We start from the raw sequence: 24,484 nt of genomic DNA on the forward strand, positions 1-24,484 counted from the left end.
GACTCGACACACGACCGATGATCGTGCCGGCCGAAAGACGCAACATATAGCCGGCTTGAGTACTGCGCCGGCGACGCCCGCGGACTGCTGTCGGCGTGGGGCGCGCTCGAAAACTGCGAGCAGCGGTCCACGATTTTGTCCGCGAGGGATTGGACGCTGTGTCGAGTCGACACACGCGGAGCGTCGCTGCAAACCGGAGAGTCATCAGACCGCGCGACGACGGGCACGGGGATGAGATCATCTCTCAAGCACTCTCATCGTTTCGCGTCCGCGAGGACGATGCATTGCCTGTTCGCTTGCAAGCCAACTTGCTACCCAGAACGGTGTGACGAGTCGACACACTGCCTCGACTTCCTCTCGGTCCCCGTCTGAGAGGATTGCGATCCAGGACACGCCCCATCGGTGCGAAGCGAGAACAAGGCATGAGGTCATCTCCTCGGCTGCACACATCCTGTGTAGCACGGGACCATGGTCCATCGCTCAGGTGCTGATCTGACGGCCGAGGCTGTGTGTCGAGTCGACACCCGCGGACCGTGGCGGCAAATCGGGAGGGCCATGGAGCGCACGACAACAAGCATGAGGATGTGACATCTCAAGCCGCCTCCATCATGTTGTGTCCGCGAAGACGATCCGTCGTCTGTTCGCTTGCTTGCTGAATTCCTACCCAGAACGGTGTGTCGAGTCGACACACGGTCGTGGTCTTCCCGCGGTAGCGGTCTCTGGCGAACGTGATCTGGGAGATGCCTCGTCGGGGGGCGCGGCTCGTGAGGAAGCGCATACCTCCAAAGTGCCTGGCGCCCGCCACGTGGAAACCCGCAGATGCCACTGTCCTGGGCGCCGGCCGCCACAGTTGCGATTAGCATAGCCAGCGCGTGCGTAGTATCGGGCGTGCCGGTGTGTCGACTCGACACACGGTGGACGCACTCAACGCCCTGCGGCTTCAAATGGGTCAGGCTGCTCGCCAGTGGAAAACGAGCGGCTTCAACAGTACCGGACGAGATCCCGCCGCTTCGAAGATCCGCAGACGTGCCATGTCTCGCATCAACTCCTTAAGAACGACATCGCCCACATTGATTTTCCCTGACACCTTCTCGGCGACGTGCGCCCCGTACGCGTCACATTCAATTTCACGCCTTGCGTTCATGCTCAAGCAGTGTGCACGCGCTGTTCGCTCGTTTAGCCGACGCTTTGCGCCGAGACTCCCGGCCGGTTGCCCTCGGGACCGGAGTAGCCACGCTTAACGGTGCCCGCGTGACGCGTCTTTTCGTACGGGTAGCCTGCAGGCAAGAGGCGAACCTGTTGCGCGGTATGGCAGCGGGGTAGTAGCACTCGTCAGGTTGACGTGGCACGGCGCCCGGTCTCCGCGCTCCCGCATCGAACTCGTTCTGTTATTCGTTGCTCAGCCGGCCAGCGACTGTGGAGCATGACTTCTCGTCACTGAGTAAGTAGCGTCCCGCAGCAAGTTTACAAATGCAACTAACTGCCAAATCCGCTCCCCAAAGATGAAGCAAGCAACACAAGGCACGCGCGCCCAATGCTCCCCCATAACGAGAAGGCAAACTAGCGATCAGCACGCCACCCATCAAGGAAATCGAACAGAGGCGCAGAGCAGCTATGGGAAGCCAGTGGGAAATCAGCCAACCGCCCAGCGACCTAAACGACGAGAACAACAGACACAGACACATCGCAGAAAGTTAAACGGCGCCCGCGCCTCAGAAAACGTGAAACAATTCACTCAAAACTGAGAAATCGGCAAAACGCCCATCCCACGGGCGCTCCACGCCTGAAACCATCCAAATTCTAGTACTTGTTTCACGGCGATAACGGACGTCCGACCCCGAAACACAGTGAGAATAGCCGCGAAGTCGCTAAATCCCCGCTCGTCGGCATCAATCGTATATTTCAATACGTATTTTGTAGTTTTCGAAAATTCGAGCCGACGTGACGCGCGAGCAGCGCTTCACCCACGCCGTACCACGTTACCTGAAGCCGCCCCCATCCGCGTCGATTAAAATTGGGCCCCATTGCCGAAGCCTCAGTCAGGGTTTCGATCCGGGACCACAGCCATGTTCAAATCGCCAGCGCGCATCACGCGCCGCTCGCGCGATAAAACAGCAATCGCCCTTTCTCCATTCAGCGCTCGCAAACACCAAAGAGGATACGTCGTGAAGTTCATCCACGCGGCAGACCTACACCTCGACAGCCCGCTACATGGCCTGAGCGCCTATCCCGATGCGCCGGTCGCCCAATTGCGCAACGCCACGCGCGAAGCTTTGCGCCTGCTCGTCGATCGGGCCATCGAAGAAGAGGTCGCGTTCGTCGTCATTGCAGGCGACCTCTACGACGGCGACTGGAAGGACCACAACACTGGCATCTTCTTCGGCCAGCAGATGGGACGTCTGCGCAAGGCCGGCATTCGCGTCTTCGCGTTGTGGGGCAATCACGACGCGGAAAGCGAAATGACCAGGAAGCTCACGTTGCCGGACAACGTGGTGGTGTTCAGTCATCGCAAGTCTGAAACCCACGCGCTGCACGACATCAAGGTTGCACTGCACGGACAGAGCTTCAAGGACAAGGCCGTGATCGAAAATCTGGCGGTGGGCTACCCGTCGCCGGTTCCCGGCTACTACAACATCGGTGTGCTCCACACCGCGCTCGAAGGCTATGCCGCGCATGCGACCTACGCGCCATGCACGCGTGCCGAATTGCACGCAAAGGGTTACGACTACTGGGCGCTCGGTCACGTCCACGAATTTCAGCAGTGGGCGGAAGAGTCGACCATCGTCTTCCCCGGCAATCTGCAGGGCCGGCACATCCGCGAAACGGGGCGCCGGGGCGCCGTGCTCGTGAGCGTCGAAGACGGTCGCACGCAGGTCGAGCGTCTCTACCTCGACGTGCTGCGCTGGGAGTCGGTGCGCGTCGACGCGAGCGACTGCGAAAGCGTCGCGGATCTGGCGCGCAAGATCGGCGCTGCGCTCGAAGCGCTCGTCTCCTTCGACGCGCATGTGCCCCGCGCAGTCCGCGTGACGGTGACGGGCAAGTCGCCGGCACATGGACTCTTTTTCGGGCGCGCGACGCAATTGCGCGCCGAAGTGCTCAATCAGATCGGCATCATCGGCAATGACAAGTTGTGGCTCGAAAAGGTCAAGCTCGAAACGAGCGCGGCCGATACGGCTGCCGCACAGAACGAGCAGATCGAAGCGCTCGCCGACCTCAAACTGCTACTCGAAGCCGCCACGCAAGACGCCGAATTTCTCGCGCTGCTCGAACGTGATTTACGCGCCTTTATCGGCAAGGTGCGCAGCGAAGTGAAAGAAGACGCGCCGCTGCTCGAACTCGCCCGCGACGGCAAACTCGCGTCGCTGGTGGAGCAGGTCGGCCCCGCGCTGCTTGCGCGGCTTTCCACGGGAGAATGACCAGTGCGTCTCAAGCAACTCGATTTGATCAAATACGGCAAGTTCACCGACACGACCCTGCCGTTTCCGCACGCGGCGCACGATTTCCACGTCATCGTCGGGCCAAACGAAGCGGGCAAGTCCACAGTGCGGACCGCCGTGTCGGAGTTGTTGTTCGGCATGCGCCTGCAAACGCCGCTCGATTTTCTCCACAACACACCGGAATTGCGCATTGGCGGCGTGCTGGAAAACGGCGCGGTCGAGCAACGATTTCATCGCGCGCGCGGCCGCAATTCGCTGCGCACTCCGCAGGACGACAAGCTACCCGACGATTTTCTCGCGGCATTTCTCGACGGCACGAGCAAGGAGTTCTTCGAGCAGATGTTCGGCCTCGATCATGTGCGGCTCGTTGAAGGCGGGCGCAGCATTCTCGACGCATCGGACAAGCTCGGCCAGGTGTTGTTCGAATCGGCGGCGGGTGTGGGCAGCCTCGGGCCCGTGCGCGAAGAGCTCGAGAATCGCGCGGCCGAACTTTGGGCTCCGCGACGCAGCGGCAGTGCGTATGCACAGGCGGAAACGTCGTTCGCCGAGGCAACGAGCGAACTGAAGGCCGCGCAGGTGCGTACGCGCGATTGGGTCGAGAAGAAAGACGCGCTCGAAGCGGTCGAACAGGCTATCGAGCGGTTGCGCGCCGAGCAGCGCGGTCTCGAATCGCAGCGCTCGAAGCTCGAACGCGTGCGCCGCCTCGCTCCCTATATAGAAGAGCTTTCGCTCAAGCAGCGCGAGTTGGCCGCATTGGGCGAGGTCGTCGATTTACCGCCCACTGCGCATGCCGATCTGCTGAAGGCGCAAGCCGACATTGCCGCCGAGCGCAAAGTGCAGGAAGCGCGCCAGGCCGATCTCGCAGGCAAAGAAGCCTCACGCGATGCGATCGAGCCCGATCGTGCGGCACTTGCACTCGCCGCCGAAATCGATGCGCTCGATACGCTGCGCGGCGAATGTGTCAATCATCCGCGTGAATTGCTGGTGCGTGAAACCGAGATCCGCAACCATCTCGACGCCGCATTCGCCGCTGCGGCTCAGCTAGGCTGGCCGGGTGACGAAGCCGCATTGCGCGCGGCGCTGCCCGGCGCGCTCGCGTTGAAGACGGTGACGAACCTGCTGCGCGATCACGGTCTTCGCGAGCAGGCGCTCACGACCGCGCGCGAGGGACACGATGAACAAGCGCGTAAGCTCGCACAATTGCGGGAGCAGCTTGTGCGCCTGCCGGGCATCGAAGTGCCGCACGCGTTGCGCGCCGCGCTCGACGATGCACGTGAATTGCGCAACAGTGTGACGAAGGAAAGCGCGCTCGAGCGCGAACTCGCAGATGCTCAGCGCACGGTCCAAGAGAAGCGCCAGCTGCTGGGCCAATGGAACAAGCCGGTGCCAGCGCTGCGCGCGCTCGACCTGCCATCGGCTACGCGCCTGGCCGCACTGCAAAAGGAAGAAAGCGATCGCCTGAGCGCGGTGGCCGCAGCGCGAGAAGCAGTCGCAGCCGCGCAAGAAGAGATCGAGCGTTTCGAATTGCAGGAGACGCATTTCACGCAGGGCAACAAGGTTGTCACGACTGCGCAAGTGCAGGCGGCGCGCACGCGCCGCGATAGCGCGTGGAACGAAGTCAGGCAGGCGCGCGTCAGCCTCGCGGATGGCGCACCCGTCGTGGACGACGCGATGCGCCTCGCCGACGAACTCGTCGACGCGCAACTCGGCACCTCGCAGGCGGCGGCCACATTGCAGAACTTGCGTCAGCAAGTCGAAACAGCGCGCGCGAATGCGCAGCGCAAGCTTGCGGCATTGAGCGAACGCGAGCGCGAGCTCGAAGCCTTTCGCAATACCTGGACGCAAATTGCCATTGATGCGCAACTGGCTGGCATGCCGATTGCGGACATGGGCGCTTGGCTCGCGAATCGCGAAGCGGCGCTCAATGCACAGAGCGAATGCGATCGCCGCGCGAGTGAGCTTGAAGCGCGTCGAGCGGCGCGCATCGCCGCGCATGCCGAGCTTCTCGAAACGTTGCGCCCGGTGGCGCAGGCAAACGAGGGCGACGCACTGACTACGTTGATCGGCATCGCGGAAACCGTCGTGCAATCGGCTCAGAAGAGCGCCGTGCAGCGCGAAGGTCTTGAAACGCAGATTCGCGACGCCGAACGCGCGAGTGAATCCGCGCAATCCCGTTTGACCATTGAACAGGAAGCCTACGCAAAGTGGCAGACGCAATGGCGAGAGGCACTCGCGCAAGCGAATCTCGGCGCTCGTGCGGCGACGCTCGCAGCAGCGGAAGGCGCTGTCGAACTCGCCAATATCATTGCGGCCGCTTTTTCGGACGCCGAAGCACCCCGTAACCGCATTCGCGCGATCCGCACGCAACTGGCGATGCTGGAAACCGACGCGCGACGCCTCGCCGAGGCGCTCGCGCCCGAATGGTCCGCGTCGAGTGACGGCATCGACGTGGCGCGTCAGCTCGCGGCGCGGCTGGCCGCCGCGCGCGAAACGGCAAAATGCCTCGCCCAGGCCGATGCGGAAGTGCAGCTTGCCCGCACGCGCGTGGCCGATGCCGCCGCGGCGGTGGCGGGGGCACAGGCGCGCATCGAGCCCATTCTGCAGCTCGCGGGCGTGAACGGAATCGATGCGGCATTGCCGCTCGCCGAGCGTTCCGACGCGCGCCGTGCGCTGTCGACAGCGATCTCGGCGGCGCGGGACACGCTCGTGCGCGAAGGCGATGGACTTGCGCAGGAGGCCATCGCGGCAGAGATTGCGGAGCAGCCCATTACCGAGCTGCCGGCGCTGCTGGCAACGGTGAACCAGAAACGCGAAGCCGGCGACCGTGCGTTGAGCGAGTGCCTGCAGCAGCAGGTCAGCGCGAGGCAGGCGTTCGAAGCCATCAACGGCCACGCCAATGCCGCGCTGGCCGAAGCAAAACGCCAGGAAGCCCTGAGCGCCATGGGCGAAGCCGCCGAGCAATATCTCGAAGCCGCGACCGCGAGCCGCTTGCTCAAATGGGCAACGGATCGTTATCGCGACCAGAAGCAGGGGCCGATGCTGCGCCGAGCAGGTGAAATATTCAGCGGACTCACGCTCGGTGATTTCGCGAGGCTCGTGGTGGATAACGAACGCAATCCGCCCGCATTGCATGCACGGCGCAGTAACGGCAAAACCGTGGAAGTGAGTGGAATGAGTGAAGGCACGCGCGACCAGCTTTTTCTCGCGCTGCGTATCGCGGCTCTCGAATTGCAGCTGGTGAGCAAGGCGGCGCTGCCTTTCGTTGCCGACGATCTCTTCATCAATTTCGACGACGAGCGCGCAAAGGCCGGTTTCGCGGCATTACGGAATCTCTCCGCGAAAACCCAGGTGTTGTTTCTCACGCACCACGATCACCTTTTGCCCATGATTCGCGAGATATTCGGCGTGCAGGTCAATGTCGTCGAATTGCAGCGCGCGCCTCTCGTCGCCTAGCGGTGCGAATGTTTCTCAATGGAAATTCATGGAGACATTGTTTGCGGAACGATCAATAGTCTGATCAGGAAACATGTTTTTCACTACAAAACATTCGTTTAAATTGCCAGCATGCGTGATTTGACTTCATAATCACCTTGTCTTTCGCGACGCCCATGCCGACAAGATCGCAATTCGATCGGCCAGTGATGGTTGAAGGGTGTCCGTAAAAACCGTGAATAAGGAGGTGTGAATGGTCACCCTGGATGCAATTCAATCGAAGATCGCAAAGCTGCAAAAGCAGGCCGAATCGATCGTGGAAAAACAAACGTCGGTCGGTCTCACGAAAATTCGCGATCTGATGGCCAAACATGGCCTGAGCGTGGCCGACATCGAACGCTTCGTCGGCAAGAAGCGTGGCCGCAAACCTGGCAAAGGCGTCAAAGCCGCAGGCCCAAAGCGCACCGTTGCGGCCAAATACGCCGATCCGAAAACGGGCGCCACGTGGACCGGCCGCGGCCGTGCGCCGGCGTGGATTCGCGACGTGAAAGACCGTTCGAAATTCCAGATCGACGGCAGCGCGGCAAAGGCCGCCACCAAAGTCGCACGCAAACCGCGCGCCAATGCGGCGGCGGTGAAAAAGACCGCGGCGAAGCGCGCCAAGGCCGCGCCCGCAAGGAAAGCCGCACCCGCAAAACGGGCGGCGCGTAAAACCGCAGGCCGTAGAGCCGCGGCAAAGCCGGCACAAGCCGCAGCGGCTGCTTAATAAAGTCGCTGAGAAAAGCGCATAAGCGAAATTCGCTTGCGAACCGGTGGCCGCGCCGGCGTTTCGACGCCCGCGGCCACTTTCACATGAGCGGCGCGAAACGACGCGCGCCTATTGCCCTGATCGTCACCGATGTCCGGTCTTTCGTTTTCCTCGGGGCTTCTCGCGCCCCATCTGCAGTCGCTCGACGGACTTCAATTGCTCGGCATTGCGGTTGCGCTCGTGCTGGGCGGCATGGTGAAGGGTGTGACGGGCATAGGCGTGCCGCTCGTGGCCATGCCCATCGTCACGCATTTTTTGCCGGTCAAGGAAGCGGTGCTGCTGCTGTCCATGCCGATCATTCTCGGCAATATTCCGCAGGCGCTGGAGGGGGGCGAAATGCTGCCTACCGTGCGCACTATCGCGGCGCCGCTAATTGGCACCGTGATCGGCAATGTGATTGGGGTTTCGGTACTGATCGCACTTGAGCCGCATCACGCCCAGGCGGCCTCGGGTGTCGCGTTGATCGTGGCGGCGTTGCTTTTGCTCGTCTCGCCGCGTTTCAAGCTCGCGCCTGCACTCGCGCGGCCGGTGGGATTCGCGCTCGGTTTCGGGGCGGCGCTCATGGAGAGCATTGCCGCCGTGCCGGGGCCGTTGCTCGCCATGTATCTGATCGCGTCGGGCGCCACGGGCCGCGCCTTCACGAAGCAGATTGCGATCATTCTCGTCGTTTCGGTCATCACGCTCATCACGACGTTCAGCCACGGCGCGCACGCCAATCTCGTCGATCTCGCGATTTCGGCGGCGGCCAGCGTGCCCGCCATCGCGGGCATGCTGCTCATTAGACCGTTGCGCGACAGAATGCATCCGCTCGCGTTTCGCGTGGTCGTGCTCGTGTGCGTGCTGGCCGCGGCCGTACAGATGATCGTCAAATCGCACGTGCTGTTTTGACGATCGCCTGATTCAATGGCTGATCGCTTCGAGCGAGAGCCCGCGCGTCACCGGCCCTAGCAGAATCATCACGATGCCCACGAGCATCGAAGCGCCGATGAACACCGCGACGCCAGGCACACCGTAATGATGGAGCAGGATGCCGATGGCGAGCCCCGCGAATGCGGCGGCGATGCGGCTCCACGAGTACACGAAGCCGACGGCGCGAGCGCGGATACGCGTGGGGTAAAGCTCGGCCTGGTAACCGTGATAGGCGTAGGACATCACGTTCGAAGCGAGCGTGAAGAGCACGCCCAGCACGATCAGGACCCACGGCTGCGTGGCTTGCGCGAATAGCGTAATCACCACCGCCATCATCAGGAGGCCGCCGACGATCTGCGTCTTGCGCTCCAGCTTGTCGGCGAACCACACGCCAATCAGCGGCCCGAACGGATTGGCGATGGCAATCACGAAGGCGTACGCAAGACTCTGCGTGATGTGGACGCCACGCGCAATCAGCAGCGTCGGCACCCATGCCGCGAAGCCGTAAAACCCGATCACCTGCGCCATGTTGAAGATCGACAGAATCACCGTGCGCCGCAAATACGGTGCACGCAGCACTTCGCCAAGCGAGCCGCGCCCGGCCTTTTCAAGCGAGATCGCCCCGAGCGGCGGCAACGCCGTGCCCGTTTCTGCCGTGACGCGCCGCTCGATGTCGGCAACGATACGTTCCGCTTCGTCCTCACGGCCATTGCGCGCGAGCCAGCGCGGACTTTCGGGAATACTCCGGCGCAGGAACCACACCACCACCGCGCCCACCGAACCGATCAGGATCACCACGCGCCAGTAGTCGAGGCCGATAGGATGCGTGTCCTTGAGGATATAGGCGAGAAACGCGACGACGGGCACCACGCTGAAGGTGATGAACTGGTTGACCGCATAGGCGCGGCCGCGCTCGCCGCTCGGGATCAGTTCGGAAATGTACGTGTCGATGGTCACGAGCTCGATGCCAATGCCGATGCCGGCAATGAAGCGCCAGATATTGAGCGCCTGGCCGCTCGTCTGAAACGCCATGATCGCCGTGCAGGCGATGTACCAGATCAGCGACCACGTGAAGATCATGCGCCGCCCGAACCGGTCGGCGACCTGGCCGAACGCGAGCGCGCCGACCCACAGCCCGGCGAAGGTCGAGAACACGAAGGTGCCGAAGCCGGCCACCTTGAGCGGACCGAGCGAGGAAAAGAAGCCGAGCGATTCCGGCGTGAAAAGACCCGAATGCACCATGCCGGGCGCGACATAGCCCGTGAAGAAGAGGTCGTAAAACTCGAATACGCCGCCGAGCGACAGCAGAATCACCATCGACCAGACTGTGCGCGACGGCGGCAGCCGGTCGAAGCGGGCGGCAATTTCCGCCGATTTTTCAATGGACATCCCGATTCCTCATTACATTTTGAAAGCGTGTGGGGAACAAAATGTGCCTGCATCGATGTGTTTGCATGGGTTGCGCGCGACGTATGCAAATGCTGAAACAGGCCATAGCACGCACTTTATGGGTGCCGCGACGTGGAAGCACCTGGTTGAAACCCAAATGCGTTGCGCTTATGACAATGCCGCTTATGCCAACGAGGGAGGCAATGAGTCGGCCGCGCTTTACGCGATGCTCGCGCCTGTGTGGCTCACGCGGTTGCGGCCGGCGTGTTTGGCCGCATACAAGGCGGCGTCGGCGGCTTCGATCAGCGCATTAGGGGACGACGCAACGATCGCGTCGCGCGTGGCGCAGCCCGCGCTCACCGTGACGAGGCCGCCTGCGGAGGGGGAGGGAATGCCGAGTTGCTCGACGGCGGCACGTGCGCGTTCGGCGAGCGCCGCGGCTTCATGTGCGCCGGTATCGGGCAGGACGAGCGCGAATTCTTCGCCGCCATAGCGCGCGACAAAGCCGCCGGGCGCGTGCCGCGTGCTCGCAAGCGTGGCGGCGAGCGCGCTCGCTACGGCGCCGAGACAGGCGTCGCCGTGCAGATGGCCGAAGGCGTCGTTGTAGTGCTTGAAGTGATCGACATCGAGCATCACTAGCGACAGCGGCTGGCCGCTGCGCGCGGCGCGCTCGAAGGCCTCGCGGAACTGCTCGTCGAAATAGCTGCGGTTGTAGACGCGCGTGAGCGCATCGCGTGCGGAGGCGCGGATCAGCGTGGCATGTTCTTCGGCGAGCTGACGATAGAGCGCCGTCACTTCCCACACCAGCACGCACACGAGCACGCCTGGCGCGAACATGCTGAACACGCGCGCGACATACCAGCCCACCGTGAAGCGCTCGATGCTGAGCGTATTGAGCGCGGCGTCGACGAGCGAGGCGAGCAGCGCCACCACGATCCACAAATCGAGCACGAGGCGCAGCCGTCCCTTGAGCAGCACGAGCGCGATGGCGATCAGGTTGAGCGCGCAGATCACGAGACCCGCGAGATTGTTCGCGATGGCCGACACCGGCGAGGGAGCAGGCGCAGCGTTCGCAACGTCGTGAAACGGCGATGCGAGATCGACGTGCGTGACGAGCACGCCGAGCAGGGCGGCGAGCGCCGCCGGGCCCGCGATCAGCAGCCAGCCGCGTGCGTCGAGACGTTCGCGGGCGAACGGCGGGGCGGGCAGGCGCTTTCTCACCAGTTCGGCGACGATGACGAGCGCGGGAAAGCCTGCGTGCCAGAACACCCACATCCATGCGGCGCTATTCGGGAGCGCGCCGAGCAGCCCCGTGCGCGCGAACACGCCAGGAAACATCAACAGCTGCAGCGCAACGGCAATGGCCGTGAACGCGTAGGCGCCGCCCAGCGCCGCGAGCATGGCCACGCGCGTAGCCGCGAAACGCGCGCCCAGCAGGAACGCCGCGATGCTCGACGTGGTGAATACGGCGAGCGCGCACATCGGCATGAACGGGGCGATGCCGGGCAACGCGTCGCGTGCACGCGGCGCCGCGAGCGCGAGCGTGAGGAGGATCGCAAACGCGCATATGCTGGCGAAGAGCGCCTGCCTGCGTGTTGCCGGACCGATCAGCAAGCCGTCCATATGATGACTTTTGGGTTGATGCGCAGCTCGAGCATGTGATCGTGGCGTGACAGCGTGAGGGCCGCTCGCGTCCGGAAAGCAGACTAAATTGACTGAAGGTATTGTGCTCCGAATCGGCTAAATAGTGGGGCACGGATGCGCGAGCCCAGTTATATTGAGTTTCGGTTATGAGCGCGCTACATTGGGCGCGCGAATTTCGGCATCGCGCGATCGGTGGTCGTCACGCGCGGGCGTGGCTCATGTAATTTGCATGTAAGGATTGCTGATGATGCATCGCGTATCGCGCGACCACCGCGAAGGCAATGGCTGGCTCGGCGGTCGTGCGGGCCAGACGAGGCTTGGCTGGTCCGCGTTGGGGTTGGCTTGCGTGTTCGGCGCGCTGGCTTTCGTTTTCGCTGTGCCGTTCGATGCACGCCTATGTGCCGTGATGTCGAGCGCGTGCCTCAATCTCTTCATCGTCGCCTTCGGCACACGGCTCTCGGCGGCGCGCGCGCCAGCCGGCGAACCGGTCTCGAAGACTTCGCTGCGCCTCTTGCGCCTCGCGTTCCAGCGCAATTCGGAGGCCGCCGACATGCGCGGCCTGCTGCGGTCGCTGCCGTGGCAAGGGTGGATCGCGCCGCTCGGCGCGCTCTTTTCGCTTGCGTTCGCCATCTCTGCGTGGACGTCCCCCGCCTATGCGCCAACGGTTTCGCAACGTGAATCCGCGCCTTTTCTCGTAGCGGGAGCCGCTGCGCTCGTCATCGCTTTTGCTGCGCTCGTGGCGGAGCGCTTTCATGCGCAGCGCGCCGCGCAGTCACGCGAATCCGCCGCGCTCGCGGGGCCGTTGCGTCTGGTGCTCGTCGCTGCGTTGAGTATGGCGGCTTCAGTTGCGGCGCTGGCTTATGCGGGCGAGGCGCTTACATGGCTAGTGCGTATCGTCGCCCTGCTTTCCGGTGTGATTGCCGTCGAACTCGGCCTGCGTGCGCTGCTCGCTGCGCTGGCAAAGCCCGGCGATGACCGCTTCCTGCATAGCACTATCGCGGGCGTGCTGAGCGTGCAGGCACGTCCGGTCGCCGCACTGAATGCCCAGTTGCGTATGCGTTATGGCATCGATCTGCGGCAGAACTGGGCGCTCCAGAGCTTCGTTCGCCTCCTGCCAGGCGCGCTCGCGGCCATGGTGGTGGCGGGCTGGCTACTCGGCGGCGTGACGATCCTCGGCCCCGACCAGCGCGCTGTGTACGAGCGCTTCGGCGCACCTGTCGCCGTGTGGCAGCCGGGCCTGCATGTGGGCCTGCCCTGGCCCTTCGGCCGCGCGCGCGTGATCGACAACGGCGCGGTCCATCAACTGATCGTCTCGGGCAGCGCGAACGACAGCAGCCGCGCCGCGCCTGCCGTTTCCGCCGATGGCGACACACCCGCGCAATTGAATCGCCTGTGGGATGTGACGCATCCCTGGGAGACGACTCAGGTGATCGCGGGCACGAGCGGCGCCCAGCAGGCGTTCCAGATCGTGAGCGCGGACGTGCGGCTCGACTATCGCGTCGGGCTTACGGACGCGGCGGCGCGCGCCTCGCTGTATCGCGCTGTCGCTATGGACGACACGGTGCGCTCGATCGCGAACCGCGAGGTCGTGCGTTACCTCGCGTCGCGCACGCTGCCGTCGCTGCTCGACACGCCGCAAACGGCCATGGCCGGCGCGTTGCGCGGCGCCGTGCAGCGCGAATTGGACCGGCTCGCGAGCGGCATCGAGGTCGTGGCCGTGGTGATCGAGAGCGTGCATCCGCCTGCGGGCGCGGCCGCCGCGTATCACGGCGTGCAGGCCGCGCAGATTCGCGCGCAGGCCAGTGTGGTGCAGGCGCACGGCTTTGCGGCGACGGCACTCGGACAAGCGCAGCAGCAGGCGATCGAGACCGTCGCGCTGGGTAGCGCGAACGCGGCGGACACGCTTGCCGCCGCGCGCGCCCAGCAGATCGCCTTCGACGCCGATGTGATCGCGCAGCAGTTCGGCGGGCCGGCATTCGGCTTCGAGTATTACCTGCACAGCCTGCAAAAAGGGCTGAAAAACGCGAGCGTGACCGTGATCGACGACCGGCTCGCGAGCGGCAGCCGCGCGACGATCGATCTGCGCACGTTGAGCCCGGCCGCGGCGGCTGGCATGAAGAAGGCGTGGTGACCCGTTACCCCATAGACAGAGTAAGGTGATTCGACAGTGAGCCTTTTGCATACGCACGGCGATGCGCATTCTCATCATCATCATGATCACGGCGCAGGCAGCTCGGGTGCCGCAGGCGGCCTCGCGCCCGTGAATCCCCGGCGTTTTGCGCTGCGCGTGGCGTTCGCACTGTTCTGCGTGATCGTCGCGCTCATCGTGGCGAGCGTCGTGCAGGTGCGCGAGGGCGAGGCCACCGTCGTCACGCGCTTTGGCGACCCCGTGCGCGTGCTGCTGCGGCCCGGTCTCGCGTGGCGCCTACCTGCGCCCATCGAGGCCGCGGTGCCGGTGGACCTGCGGCTGCACACGACGTCGAGCGGTTTGCAGGACGTCGGCACGCGCGATGGCTTGCGCATCATCGTGCAGGCCTATGTGGCCTGGCGCGTGCCCGCCAATGCGAACGACATTGGCCGCTTCGTGCGTGCCGTGCGCAACGAACCCGACGAAGCCGCGCGCCAGATTCGCTCGCTCGTCGGGTCGGCCGTGCAGACGACGTCTGCCGGCTTCGATCTTGCCTCGCTCGTGAACACCGATCCGTCGCAGGTCCGCATCGGCGCATTCGAAGAGGCGCTGCGCCGCCAGGTCGATGCGCAGGTGTACGCGGCCTATGGCGTGCACGTCGTGCAGGTGGGGCTCGAGCGTCTCACGCTGCCCGCCGTGACGCTGGCGGCAACGGTCGATCGCATGCGCGCCGAACGCGAGACCGTGGCCGCGCAGCGCACCGCCGAAGGCCTGCGCGAAGCGGCGCAGATCCGCTCGGACGCCGATCGCGACGCACGCGTGCTGATCGCCGACGCCAACGTGAAAGCCGCCGATATCGAGGCGCAATCGCGCAAGGATGCGGCGGCGATCTACGGCAAGAGCTACGCCGCCGATCCGCAGCTCTATACGATGCTGCGCTCGCTCGACACGCTCGGCACCGTCGTCAACAGCAACACGAACCTGATCCTGCGCACCGATGCCGCGCCGTTCCGCGCACTGGTGCAGGGGCCGCCCGGGCTCGGAGCGGCCGCGGCGCCGTCTGGGCAGATCGTTGCTCCCGCAACCACTTCGCGCGCGCGCGGGCACACGCCATGAGCACGAGCGACAACTTCCCGGCGCTCGGGCCCGGCGCACAGGCGGTGCGTCTGTCGTTCTGGTTCGTGGCGGCGCTGGCCGTGCTGGCCGCGCTCGCGTGGGCCACGTCGAACGTGCGCCGCATTCCCGCCGACAGCAGCGCCGTCGTGATGCGCTTTGGCGCCTACGTGCGCAGCCAGGGCGCGGGACTGCTCGTCGCGTTACCGCGGCCGTTCGAAACGGTGCTGCTCGTGCCGGGCAGCGAGCGTGTGCTCGAGAAGCGCATCGTCTCGCTTACCCGCGATCCGGGTGCGCCCGCGCAACTGAGCGATGCAAGCGACGCGCTCGCGGGGTCCGGCTACGTGCTCACGGGCGACAACGGCGTCGTGCAGGTGAGCGCGACGCTGTTCTACCGCGTGAGCGACCCTTACGCGTATGCGTTGCAGCTCGAGCATCTCGACGCCGCGCTCGAGCGCATCGTCTCGGCCGCGCTCGCGCAAACCGCCGCGCAACGCGACCTCGATTCGATTCTCGTCGCGCGCCCGGAGATGGTGGCCGCCGATCAGCAGATGGCCGCGCGCCGCGAGCAATTGCGCGGCGACCTCGCACGCGCGGTCCAGCGCCAGCTCGACGCGCTGACTGCCGCGCGTGCGGGGCTCGGCATCGAGGTCTCGCGCATGGATCTGCAAGCGTCGTTTCCAGCCTCGGCGGTCGATGCGTTCAATGCCGTGCTGACTTCGCTGCAGAACGCCGAGCGCGATGTCGCGCAGGCGCGCACGCTCGCGGAAAAAACGCGGCAGCACGCGCAGCAGAGCGCCGACCGCATCGTGCAAGACGCGCAAGCGAGCGCCGCGGAGCGCGTGGCGACGGCGCAGTCGGAAACCTCGACGATCGCGCAACTCGAAGCGGCGCTCGGCGCGAACCATGACCCGGGGCTGCTTGCGCGTGCGTATCGCGACCGCGTGCAGGCGGTGCTCGCGCACGCCGCGCGCGTGACGACGCTCGACCCCAACGACGCATCGAGCCTCGTGCTGCCGGGGCGCGCGCCATGACCACGCCATACGACACGCCGACGAGTCAGCGCGCACCCGGCGCCGCACAGGAAACCGGATCCGCGCACGCCCACGGCCACGCACGCGAGGTTCACGAAGCTCCCGCAGGGCCATCCGTCGCCACGCTCGTCATGTCGGACGCCGAGCGCCGCGCCATCACTCGCCACACGTCGCTCGCGCTGTTCGCGGGCGCATTGCTGCTGCTCTCGCTCGCGTGGCCGCATCTGGCGAGCGGCAGCGCTACGCTCGCGCAGGTGCTGGCTGCGGCGGCCTCGCTCGTGGTCGCGCCGCCCGTGTTCGCGGGCGCGTGGCGCAGCCTGAGGACGCCGAGTCTGCACGGCGTGACCGACCGCCTCATCGCGCTCGCCATGCTCGGCGCCTGGGCCGTGGGCGACATGACGACGGCCGCGCTTCTGCCCATCGTGATGACCTTCGGCCACGCGCTCGAAGAGCGCAGCGTGCTCGGCTCGCAGGAAGCGATCCGCGCGCTGGGCCGCCTCACTGCCGGCGACGTCCGGCGTGTGAGCGCCGCGGGCGCGATCGAGACTGTGCCCTATGACGCGCTTCGTCCCGGCGACGTCGTCGACGTGCTGCCCGGCTCGCGCGTGCCCGCGGACGGCATCGTGCGGCACGGCCGCTCGGCCATCGACAACGGGCCGATCACGGGCGAATCGTTGCCGCAGGACGCGGGCGAGGGCGCGCGCGTCTTCGGCGGCGCGATGAATCTGGACGGCCCGCTGCGCGTGGAGATCACGCACGTCGGCAAGGCCTCGACGCTGGGCAAGGTCGTCGAGTTGATGCAGCGTGCCGAAGCCGCCAAGCCGCCCATCACCCAGGCGCTCGAACGCTATATGGACGCCTATCTCGCGCTCGTGTTGCTGATCGCGGCGATCGTGTGGTTCGTGAGCGCGAACGCTTCGGCCATGCTGGCGGTGATCGTCGCCGCGTGCCCATGCGCGCTCGTGCTGGCAGCGCCTTCCACCGCGATCGCCGGCATCGCGGCGGGTGCGCGGCGCGGCATCTTGTTCAGGAATGCGGCCTTTATCGACGCGCTGGCCGAAATCGATACGCTCGTGATCGACAAGACGGGCACGCTCACGCACGGCGAATTGCGCGTGACGACGGTCATGTTGCAGCCGGGCGCGGACGAAGCCACCACACTGGCGCTGGCCGTGCATCTCGCCCAGGTCAGCGCGCATCCGGTGTGTCGCGCGCTGTTGCGCTACGGCGCGCCGGGAACGCCGCCAACCGAGCCGCCCCCGCACGCGCGCGAGATGCGCGGACTCGGCGTGCTCGCGACGATGCCCGAAGGTGAGGCGGTGCTGGGCCGTCATGATCTGCTCGAACGATACGTGAGCGCGCTGCCGCCCGCGCCCGCGCAGCTGGACGGCCCATGTGCAGGCATCGCGCTGAACGGCCGCCTGCTCGCATGGTTCGGTTTCGCCGACACGGTGCGCCCGGAAGCGCGCGAAGCGTTGGACGGAATGCGTGCGCTCGGCATCGAGCGTGCGACGCTGCTCACGGGCGACCGCGAGCGCGTGGCGCGCCGCGTGGCCGCCGAAGTGGGCATCGACACCGTGGTGGCGCATGCGCTGCCGCACGACAAGCTCGACTATGTGCTGGGCGAGATCGGCGCGGGGCGCCGCCCGATGGTGGTCGGCGACGGCCTGAACGACGTGCTCGCGATCAAGGCCGGCGCGACCAGCGTGGCGATGGGAGAGCGCGGCATCGATATCGCCGTGGCCGCTGCCGATATCGTGCTGCTCGCCGACGACCTGCGCCGCGTGCCGGACAGCGTGCGCCTCGGGCGGCGCTGCCGGCGCATCGCGACGGCGAATGCGGCGATCGGGCTGGCGTGGACGGTGGCCGTCCTCACGCTCGCGGCGCTAGGCGTGTTGAGCGCCGTGGCGAGCGCGGTGCTGCACAACGTGGGCACGTTCGTCGTGATCGCGAACGCGGGGCGCCTCCTGCGCGACGAATGACGAACGCCGTTAGTGCGGCACCGCCGTCAACGTGCGCAACTGCTCCAGCAGCTTCACCGCCGGGCTCGGCAGAATGCCGTGGCGCCGGCGAAACGCGGTGAGCGTGCGCCGGCCCTCGACTCCCGGCATGTCGAGCGTATCGAACACACCCGCCTTGCTTTCCGTGAGGTACATCGTCGATGCCATCCAGCTCAGGAACCCCGAGCGGGCCACGAGGCTCTTGAGCGCCGTGATCGAGCGCGTCTGCACCACCACGTTCGGCAGGCCCAGCCCGTGCGCCGCGAAGACCTGCTCCATGTGCTCGAACGGCGCAGTGCCGCGCGGCGGAATCGCCCATTGCTCGTTCAGGGTGTCCGCGAGCGCGAGGTCGGGTTTCGCGCGCAACGGATGATCGTGCGCCGCCACCACGTAGCTGCAATCCTCCCAGCGGCAATCGCCGATCGCTGCAATTTCGTCGGTATCGGGCACGGCCATGCTGAGCGCGAGATCGATCTCGCGTTTGACGAGCGCATCGGCGAGCCGGTCCCACACGCCTTCGAGAATTTCGACGCGCAGCCCGGGCCAGCGCCGCAGCACGCCGCTCACGGCGAGCGGCAGCACGAGGCTCGCAATGCTGCCCACCGCCCCCACGCGGATCGTGCCGCGCGCGAGGCCGCGCATGGCGTCGATTTCCTCGCGCGCCTGCTCCGCTTCGCGCTGCAGCAGGATGGCGTGCGGCAGGAGCGCTTCGCCCACGGCGGTGAGGTGCATGCCGCGCGAATGCCGCTCGAACAGCGGCGCGCCCACTTGCTCTTCGAGGCGGCGGATCGCGCGCGAGAGCGCGGGCTGGGTCACGTGCAGCGTTTCCGCCGCGCGCCCGAGACTGCCCGCCGAGACGATGGTCGCGAACGCCTGGAGTTGCTGGAGGTTGTAAGTCATGCCTAAAGGTAATGGCTTTTGGCGAAATCCGCAATTTTCGGTTACCCGTAGCGTCGCGATAATGATCCTCCATTGAACGACGCGCTTTTTTCGACAGGAGGCCTTGGATGACTGGCAGCGCGCCTCAGCAGAACCAGCAGAAGCGGGACACCACGGCACCCGGCGGCGCCGGCGGTGCCTATACCGTGCGCGACGCGGTCATCGACTTCGCCCGCCGCGTGGGCATGACCTCGGTCTTTGCCAACCCCGGCTCGACCGAGCTGCCCATGTTCCGCGACTTTCCCGCCGACTTCCGCTACGTGCTCGGTCTCCAGGAAGCGGTCGTGGTCGGCATGGCCGACGGCTATGCGCAGGCCACCGGCAATGCGGCGCTCGTGAACCTGCACTCGGCGGCGGGCGTGGGCAACGCCATGGGCAACCTCTTCACGGCGTTTCGCAACCGCACGCCGCTCGTCGTCACGGCGGGCCAGCAGGCGCGTTCGATCCTGCCGTTCGATCCGTTTCTCGCGGCCACCCAGGCCACCGAGCTGCCCAAGCCCTATGTGAAGTGGAGCATCGAGCCGGCGCGCGCGCAGGACGTGCCGCTCGCCATTGCACGCGCTTATGCGATCGCCATGCAGGAGCCGCGCGGCCCGGTGTTCGTGTCGATTCCCGTGGACGACTGGGACCAGCCGGCCGAACGCGTGCCCGATCGCGCGCTCGCGCACACCACGCGTCCCGAGCCCGCGATGCTGGCGAACATCGGCGCGGCGCTGGACGCGTGTGCGCGCCCCGTCTTCGTGGTGGGCGGCGCGGTGGATCGCGCGGGCGCGGCCGACGACGTGGTCCGGCTCGCGGAGCGCCATCGTGCGCGCGTGTTCGTCGCCCCCATGACGGGCCGTTGCAGCTTTCCGGAAAAGCATCCGCTGTTCGCGGGCTTTCTGCCGGCCATGCGCGAGCGCATCGTCGAGTTGCTCGGCGGGCACGATCTCGTGTTCGCGATCGGCGCGCCGGCTTTCACCTATCACGTGGAGGGCCACGGGCCGCACGTGCCGCCGGGCGCCGCGCTGTACCAGTTGATCGACGATCCGAACACCGCCGCGTGGACGCCCGAGGGCATGGCCGCCGTGGGCAATGTGAGGCTGGGCGTGCTGGATCTGCTGGAGCGGCCCGCGCCGGCCGTCGAGCGTGCGATGCCCGCGCGGCGCGCCGTGCCGCCGCGCGCCGTGCCGCCGGCTGCGCCGGGCGAGCGCATGTCGGTCGCCTACGCGCTGCAAACGCTCGCCGAAGTGCGCGACGCGGGCACGACCGTCGTCGAGGAAGCGCCCAGCTCGCGCCCGGTGATGCAGGCGTATCTGCCCTACGAGCGCCCCGGCACCTTCCTCACGATGGACAGCGGCGGCCTGGGCTACGGCATGCCCGCCGCCGTGGGCGTGGCGCTCGCGAAGCCGGGCGAACGCGTGATCGCGCTGATCGGCGACGGCTCCAGCATGTACTCGATCCAGGCGATCTGGAGCGCGGTGCAGCTCGAGCTGCCAATTACCTTCGTCATCCTGAACAACACGCGCTACGCAGCGCTACAGGACTTCGCTCCGGTGTTCGGCTTCGCGCCGACCGACCCGGTGCAGGGCACCGACCTGCCGGGGCTCGATTTCGTCACGCTGGCCGCGGGTATGGGCTGCCCCGGCGTGCGTGTGAGCGAGGCGGGGCCGTTGCGCGATACGCTTGGCCGCGCGCTGGCCGGGCAGGGCCCGAAGCTGGTCGAGCTGCTCGTCGCCTGAACGGTGCGTGCGCAACCTGTCGAATTCACGTAAAGCGAGGAAAAAGGACATGCAAACCGTAACGATGCTGATCGACGGCGAAGCGGTGCAGGCACGCAACGGGGCGACGTTCGAGCGCCGCAATCCGCTCGACGGCACGGTGGCGAGCCGCGCGCCCGCGGGCACGGTGGAAGACGCAGTCGCGGCGGTCGATGCGGCGGCGGCCGCCTTCCCGGTATGGTCGGCCATGGGCCCGAGCGAACGCCGCGTGCTGCTCACGAAGGCCGCGCACGCGCTCGAAGCCAAAGCCGAAGCGTTCGCCGCCGCGATGGCCGCGGAAACCGGCGCATCGGGTATCTGGGCGGGCTTCAATGTGCATCTCGCGGCAGCCGGCCTGATCGAGGCCGCCGCGCTCACCACGCAGATCGGCGGCGAGCTGATTCCCTCCGACGTGCCCGGCAGCCTCGCCATGGGCGTGCGCCAGCCGGCGGGCGTCGTGCTCGGCCTCGCGCCCTGGAATGCCCCCGTGATCCTCGCGGTGCGCGCTATCGCGTTGCCGCTCGCGTGCGGCAATACCGTCGTGCTCAAGGGCTCGGAGATTTGCCCGGCCACGCACGGTCTCATCATTGCGGCGATGCAGGAGGCGGGCCTGCCGCGCGGCACCGTCAACTTCGTGACGAACGCGCCCGCCGACGCGGCGCGCGTGGTCGAAGCCATGATCGCGCACCCGAAAGTGCGCCGCGTGAACTTCACGGGCTCCACGCGCGTGGGCCGCATCATCGCCGAAACCTGCGCGCGCTATCTGAAGCCTTCGGTGCTCGAACTGGGCGGCAAGGCGCCGCTCGTCGTGCTCGACGATGCCGATATCGAAGCGGCGGCGCACGCGGCCGCGTTTGGCGCGTTCGCCAATTCCGGGCAGATCTGCATGTCGACGGAGCGCATCATCGTCGACGAAAGCATTGCCGACGCCTTCGTTGCGCGTCTGGGCGAGCGCGCCCGCGCGCTGCCGCTCGGCGATCCGCGCAAGGGCCCGGTCGTACTCGGATCGGTGGTGGACATGAGCACCGTGGAGCGCTGCAACGCGCTAATCGACGACGCGCTCGCCAAAGGCGCGACGCTCGTATGCGGCGGCAAGGCCGAAACCACGCTGATGCCCGCCACGCTGCTCGACCATGTCACGCCCGGGATGCGCGTCTATCACGACGAATCGTTCGGTCCCGTAAAAGGCATCGTGCGTGTGCGTGGCGAGGACGCCGCGATTGCCTGCGCGAACGACAACGCGTACGGGCTTTCGTCGGCGGTCTTCACCCGCGATACGGCGCGTGCATGGCGCGTCGCACAGCGCATCGAGTCGGGCATCTGCCACATCAACGGGCCGACCGTGCACGACGAAGCGCAGATGCCGTTCGGCGGCGTGAAGGACAGCGGCTTTGGGCGCTTCGGCGGCAAGGCGGGCATTGCCGAATTCACCGAACTGCGCTGGATCACGATGCAGACCGCGCCGCGCCACTATCCGTTCTAAGGGCGCGCCATGCATATCGCCATACTCGGCGCGGGCGCGATGGGCTCGCTGTTCGGCGGCCTGCTCGCCGTTGCGGGCCATCGCGTCACGCTCCTCGACGTCGACGACGCTCACTTGAACGCGATCAACGAAGCCGGTCTGCGGCTCACGACCGATGCGGGCGAGCGCGTCGTCGCGAATCTCGAAGCGTTGCGCCCGGAGGCGGCGACCACGCCGGCCGATCTGTTGATCGTCTTCACCAAGACGCTGCACACGCAGGCGGCGCTCGGCGCGGCGCACGCCGTGCTCGGGCCGCAAACTGCGCTGCTGTCGCTGCAGAACGGCCTCTGCAATGCCGAGCGTCTCGCACAGTTCGCGGACCCGGCTCGCGTGATGATAGGCGTGACGACCTGGCCGGCCGACAAGAACGGCCCTGGCCGCGTGAGTTCGCACGGCCAGGGCGTGATCCGCCTGATGAGCGCGGACGGCGCGCATTCGCCCATGCTTTCCCGCACGGTCCAAGCGCTCAACGACGCCGGACTCGCCTGCAGCGCGGACGCCGATGTCTGGGCGGCGATCTGGGAGAAGGTTGCGTTCAACACGGCGCTCAACAGCCTGTGCGCGGTGACGGGCTGCACCGTCGGCGAGCTCACGAACGCGCCGGACGGCGAAGCGCTCGCGCTCAAGATCGTCGCAGAAGTCGCGGCGGTGGCGCATGCGCACGGCGTGGCCGTGAACGAGGCGCATGTAGCCGACAACGTGCGGCACGCGCTCGCGCATCACCGCGCGCATCGGCCTTCGATGCTCCAGGACGTGATCGCCGGGCGCAAGACCGAGATCGAGGCCATCAACGGCGCGGTCGTCGAGGCGGCGGGCATGCGTGCGATCGCCGTGCCATATACGACAGCGCTGCTGCATCTCGTGCGCCTCGTCGATGCAAAGGATTCCGTATGAAATAGCAGTCAACGTCGCACCACCATGACAAACGAATGACTGCGCGTCCACAGCGCAGCAAAGGAGACAATTCATGACTTATGCCACGCCCGCCCCCGCCTCGGGAGCGACGCCGCGCGAGAGCGACGCCATCGCCGGCGGCACGGTCGATATCGGCCGCACGCTCGACGAAGGCGCGTATTCCACGCTGCAGAAGTTCGCCGTGGTGCTGGCGGCCTTGTCGATCGTCGTCGACGGCTTCGACAGCCAGTTGATCGGCTTCGCGATTCCGGTGCTGATCAAGGAGTGGGGCATCACGCGCAATGCGTTCGCCCCCGTGGTGGCGGCGGGGCTGATCGGCATGGGCTTCGGCAGCGCATTCGCCGGCCTGTTCGCGGATCGCTTCGGACGCCGCTGGGCCGTGGTGGGCAGCGTGCTCGTGTTCGGCACGGCGACCTGCGCGATCGGCCTCGCGCCGAACGTGGCGGCCATCGCCGCGCTGCGCTTCATAGCAGGCTTTGGCATTGGCGGCGCGCTGCCGAGTTCGACGACGATGACAGCCGAATTCACGCCCGCGCGCTTTCGCACCTTCGCGGTGACGGCGACCATCGTGTGCGTGCCGCTCGGCGGCATGCTGGCGGGCATTTTCGCGGCGCAAGTGCTGCCGGTGTACGGCTGGCGCGGGCTCTTTTTCGCTGGCGGCGTGCTGCCCCTCGTGCTCGCGCTCGTGCTGCTCGTGGCGCTGCCCGAGTCTCCGCGCTTTCTCGCACGCCGGCCGAAGCGCTGGCCCGAACTCGTGCGCCTGCTCGGCCGCATGGCGCGCGAGGTTGCGCCGGACGCGGTGTTCACCGACGTGCGCGAGCAAAGCGCCGAAAAGCACGTGGGCTTCACGGCGCTCTTTCGCGACGGCCGCGCACGCGACACCGTGGCGATCTGGTGGGCGTTCTTCATGTGCCTGCTCGCCGTGTACAGCGCATTCAGCTGGCTGCCCGCCATGCTGACGAGCGAAGGTCTGAGCGTCTCGCTCGCCGGCTACGGGCTGAGCGCGTACAACCTGGGCGGCGTGATCGGCGCGTTGCTGTGCGCGCTCGCCATTGCGCGCTTCGGCTCGCGCGGGCCGCTCCTGTTGTGCTGCGCAGGCGGCGCGGCGAGCGCCTGGGTGATGCTCGGCGTGGGTGCGACCCAGCACACGGGCTTGCTCATTGCGGGTCTCGGCCTGCACGGCCTCTTCGTCAACGCGGTGCAATCGACGATGTACGCGCTGTGCGCCTACGTCTACCCAACGGGCGTGCGCGCGACGGGCACGGCCTCGGCGCTGGCATTCGGCCGCGTGGGCGCGATCCTGAGCGCGTTTGCCGGCGCGGTGGTGATTACCGCAGGCGGCGCGGCAGGCTATCTGACGATGCTCGGCGCAGCCATGGCGCTGGTGCTGATCGCGCTGGCCGTGGTGGGCCGTCATATCCCGAAGCGCGCGGGACAGCAGCGGATTTGATCCGTTCCCGAGACTGGACGATGGC

The 24,484-nt window shown here is 66.4% G+C and carries 15 protein-coding genes; 12 read left to right on the forward strand and 3 right to left on the reverse strand.

Going from position 1 to position 24,484, the window contains the following annotated elements; all coding sequences use genetic code 11:
* The first annotated feature begins 2,165 nt into the window (after positions 1-2,165).
* The 4 genes from BFD71_RS09325 to BFD71_RS09340 all read left to right on the forward strand — a co-directional run bounded on the left by BFD71_RS09325 (position 2,166) and on the right by BFD71_RS09340 (position 8,565).
* Positions 2,166-3,416, forward strand: a complete 1,251-nt coding sequence (locus BFD71_RS09325; RefSeq protein WP_069262988.1) for a metallophosphoesterase family protein — start codon at positions 2,166-2,168, stop codon at positions 3,414-3,416.
* 3 nt (positions 3,417-3,419) lie between these two features.
* Positions 3,420-6,890 carry an ATP-binding protein gene (locus BFD71_RS09330; protein WP_069262989.1) on the forward strand — a complete coding sequence of 1,157 codons (3,471 nt, stop codon included), beginning with the start codon at positions 3,420-3,422 and terminating at the stop codon, positions 6,888-6,890.
* Between the two features lie 232 nt (positions 6,891-7,122).
* On the forward strand, positions 7,123-7,635 hold the full coding sequence (locus BFD71_RS09335) for an H-NS histone family protein (RefSeq protein WP_069262990.1): 513 nt from the start codon (positions 7,123-7,125) through the stop codon (positions 7,633-7,635).
* Between the two features lie 132 nt (positions 7,636-7,767).
* On the forward strand, positions 7,768-8,565 hold the full coding sequence (locus tag BFD71_RS09340) for a sulfite exporter TauE/SafE family protein (RefSeq protein ID WP_069262991.1): 798 nt from the start codon (positions 7,768-7,770) through the stop codon (positions 8,563-8,565).
* Between the two features lie 12 nt (positions 8,566-8,577).
* On the opposite strand, the gene BFD71_RS09345 is transcribed toward BFD71_RS09340, so the two are convergent.
* Together BFD71_RS09345 and BFD71_RS09350 are read right to left on the reverse strand one after the other, a co-directional pair.
* Positions 8,578-9,903, reverse strand: coding sequence for an MFS transporter (locus BFD71_RS09345; RefSeq protein ID WP_218108653.1), 1,326 nt, complete (start codon positions 9,901-9,903; stop codon positions 8,578-8,580).
* Positions 9,904-10,194: 291 nt separating this feature from the next.
* Entirely contained in the window at positions 10,195-11,598 is a 1,404-nt protein-coding gene (locus BFD71_RS09350; RefSeq protein WP_069262993.1) for a sensor domain-containing diguanylate cyclase, read from the reverse strand.
* A 265-nt stretch (positions 11,599-11,863) separates the two neighbouring features.
* Here BFD71_RS09350 and BFD71_RS09355 point away from each other — a divergent pair, with 265 nt between their 5' ends.
* From BFD71_RS09355 to BFD71_RS09370, 4 genes are read left to right on the forward strand one after another with little or no spacing between them, the layout of a single operon-like run.
* Positions 11,864-13,750, forward strand: coding sequence for an SPFH domain-containing protein (locus BFD71_RS09355; protein WP_256094575.1), 1,887 nt, complete (start codon positions 11,864-11,866; stop codon positions 13,748-13,750).
* Between the two features lie 36 nt (positions 13,751-13,786).
* Complete coding sequence (hflC, locus tag BFD71_RS09360) at positions 13,787-14,863, forward strand: protease modulator HflC (RefSeq protein WP_069262994.1); 1,077 nt, start codon at positions 13,787-13,789, stop codon at positions 14,861-14,863.
* Complete coding sequence (hflK, locus tag BFD71_RS09365; RefSeq protein ID WP_069262995.1) at positions 14,860-15,894, forward strand: protease modulator HflK; 1,035 nt, start codon at positions 14,860-14,862, stop codon at positions 15,892-15,894. Before hflC ends, hflK begins: the two co-directional genes overlap by 4 nt.
* Positions 15,891-17,876, forward strand: coding sequence for a heavy metal translocating P-type ATPase (locus BFD71_RS09370; RefSeq protein ID WP_083245148.1), 1,986 nt, complete (start codon positions 15,891-15,893; stop codon positions 17,874-17,876). The genes hflK and BFD71_RS09370 overlap by 4 nt, the downstream gene beginning before the upstream one ends.
* A gap of 9 nt (positions 17,877-17,885) precedes the next feature.
* Here the strand turns inward: BFD71_RS09370 and BFD71_RS09375 are convergent, their stop codons facing one another.
* Positions 17,886-18,794: a LysR family transcriptional regulator gene (locus BFD71_RS09375; protein ID WP_069262996.1), complete on the reverse strand. Its 909-nt coding sequence runs from the start codon at positions 18,792-18,794 to the stop codon at positions 17,886-17,888.
* A gap of 107 nt (positions 18,795-18,901) precedes the next feature.
* Between BFD71_RS09375 and mdlC the strand changes: the two genes are divergently transcribed.
* The 4 genes from mdlC (at position 18,902) to BFD71_RS09395 (ending at position 24,459) form a co-directional block, all read left to right on the forward strand.
* Entirely contained in the window at positions 18,902-20,554 is a 1,653-nt protein-coding gene (gene mdlC, locus BFD71_RS09380; protein ID WP_069262997.1) for a benzoylformate decarboxylase, read from the forward strand.
* Between the two features lie 49 nt (positions 20,555-20,603).
* Complete coding sequence (locus tag BFD71_RS09385) at positions 20,604-22,055, forward strand: aldehyde dehydrogenase (RefSeq protein ID WP_069262998.1); 1,452 nt, start codon at positions 20,604-20,606, stop codon at positions 22,053-22,055.
* Between the two features lie 9 nt (positions 22,056-22,064).
* Positions 22,065-22,988, forward strand: a complete 924-nt coding sequence (locus BFD71_RS09390) for a ketopantoate reductase family protein (protein WP_069262999.1) — start codon at positions 22,065-22,067, stop codon at positions 22,986-22,988.
* Positions 22,989-23,061: 73 nt separating this feature from the next.
* Entirely contained in the window at positions 23,062-24,459 is a 1,398-nt protein-coding gene (locus BFD71_RS09395) for an MFS transporter (RefSeq protein ID WP_069263000.1), read from the forward strand.
* Positions 24,460-24,484: the final 25 nt, after the last annotated feature.

This window comes from Paraburkholderia nodosa (genome assembly GCF_001718195.1).
Classification (GTDB): domain Bacteria; phylum Pseudomonadota; class Gammaproteobacteria; order Burkholderiales; family Burkholderiaceae; genus Paraburkholderia; species Paraburkholderia nodosa_A.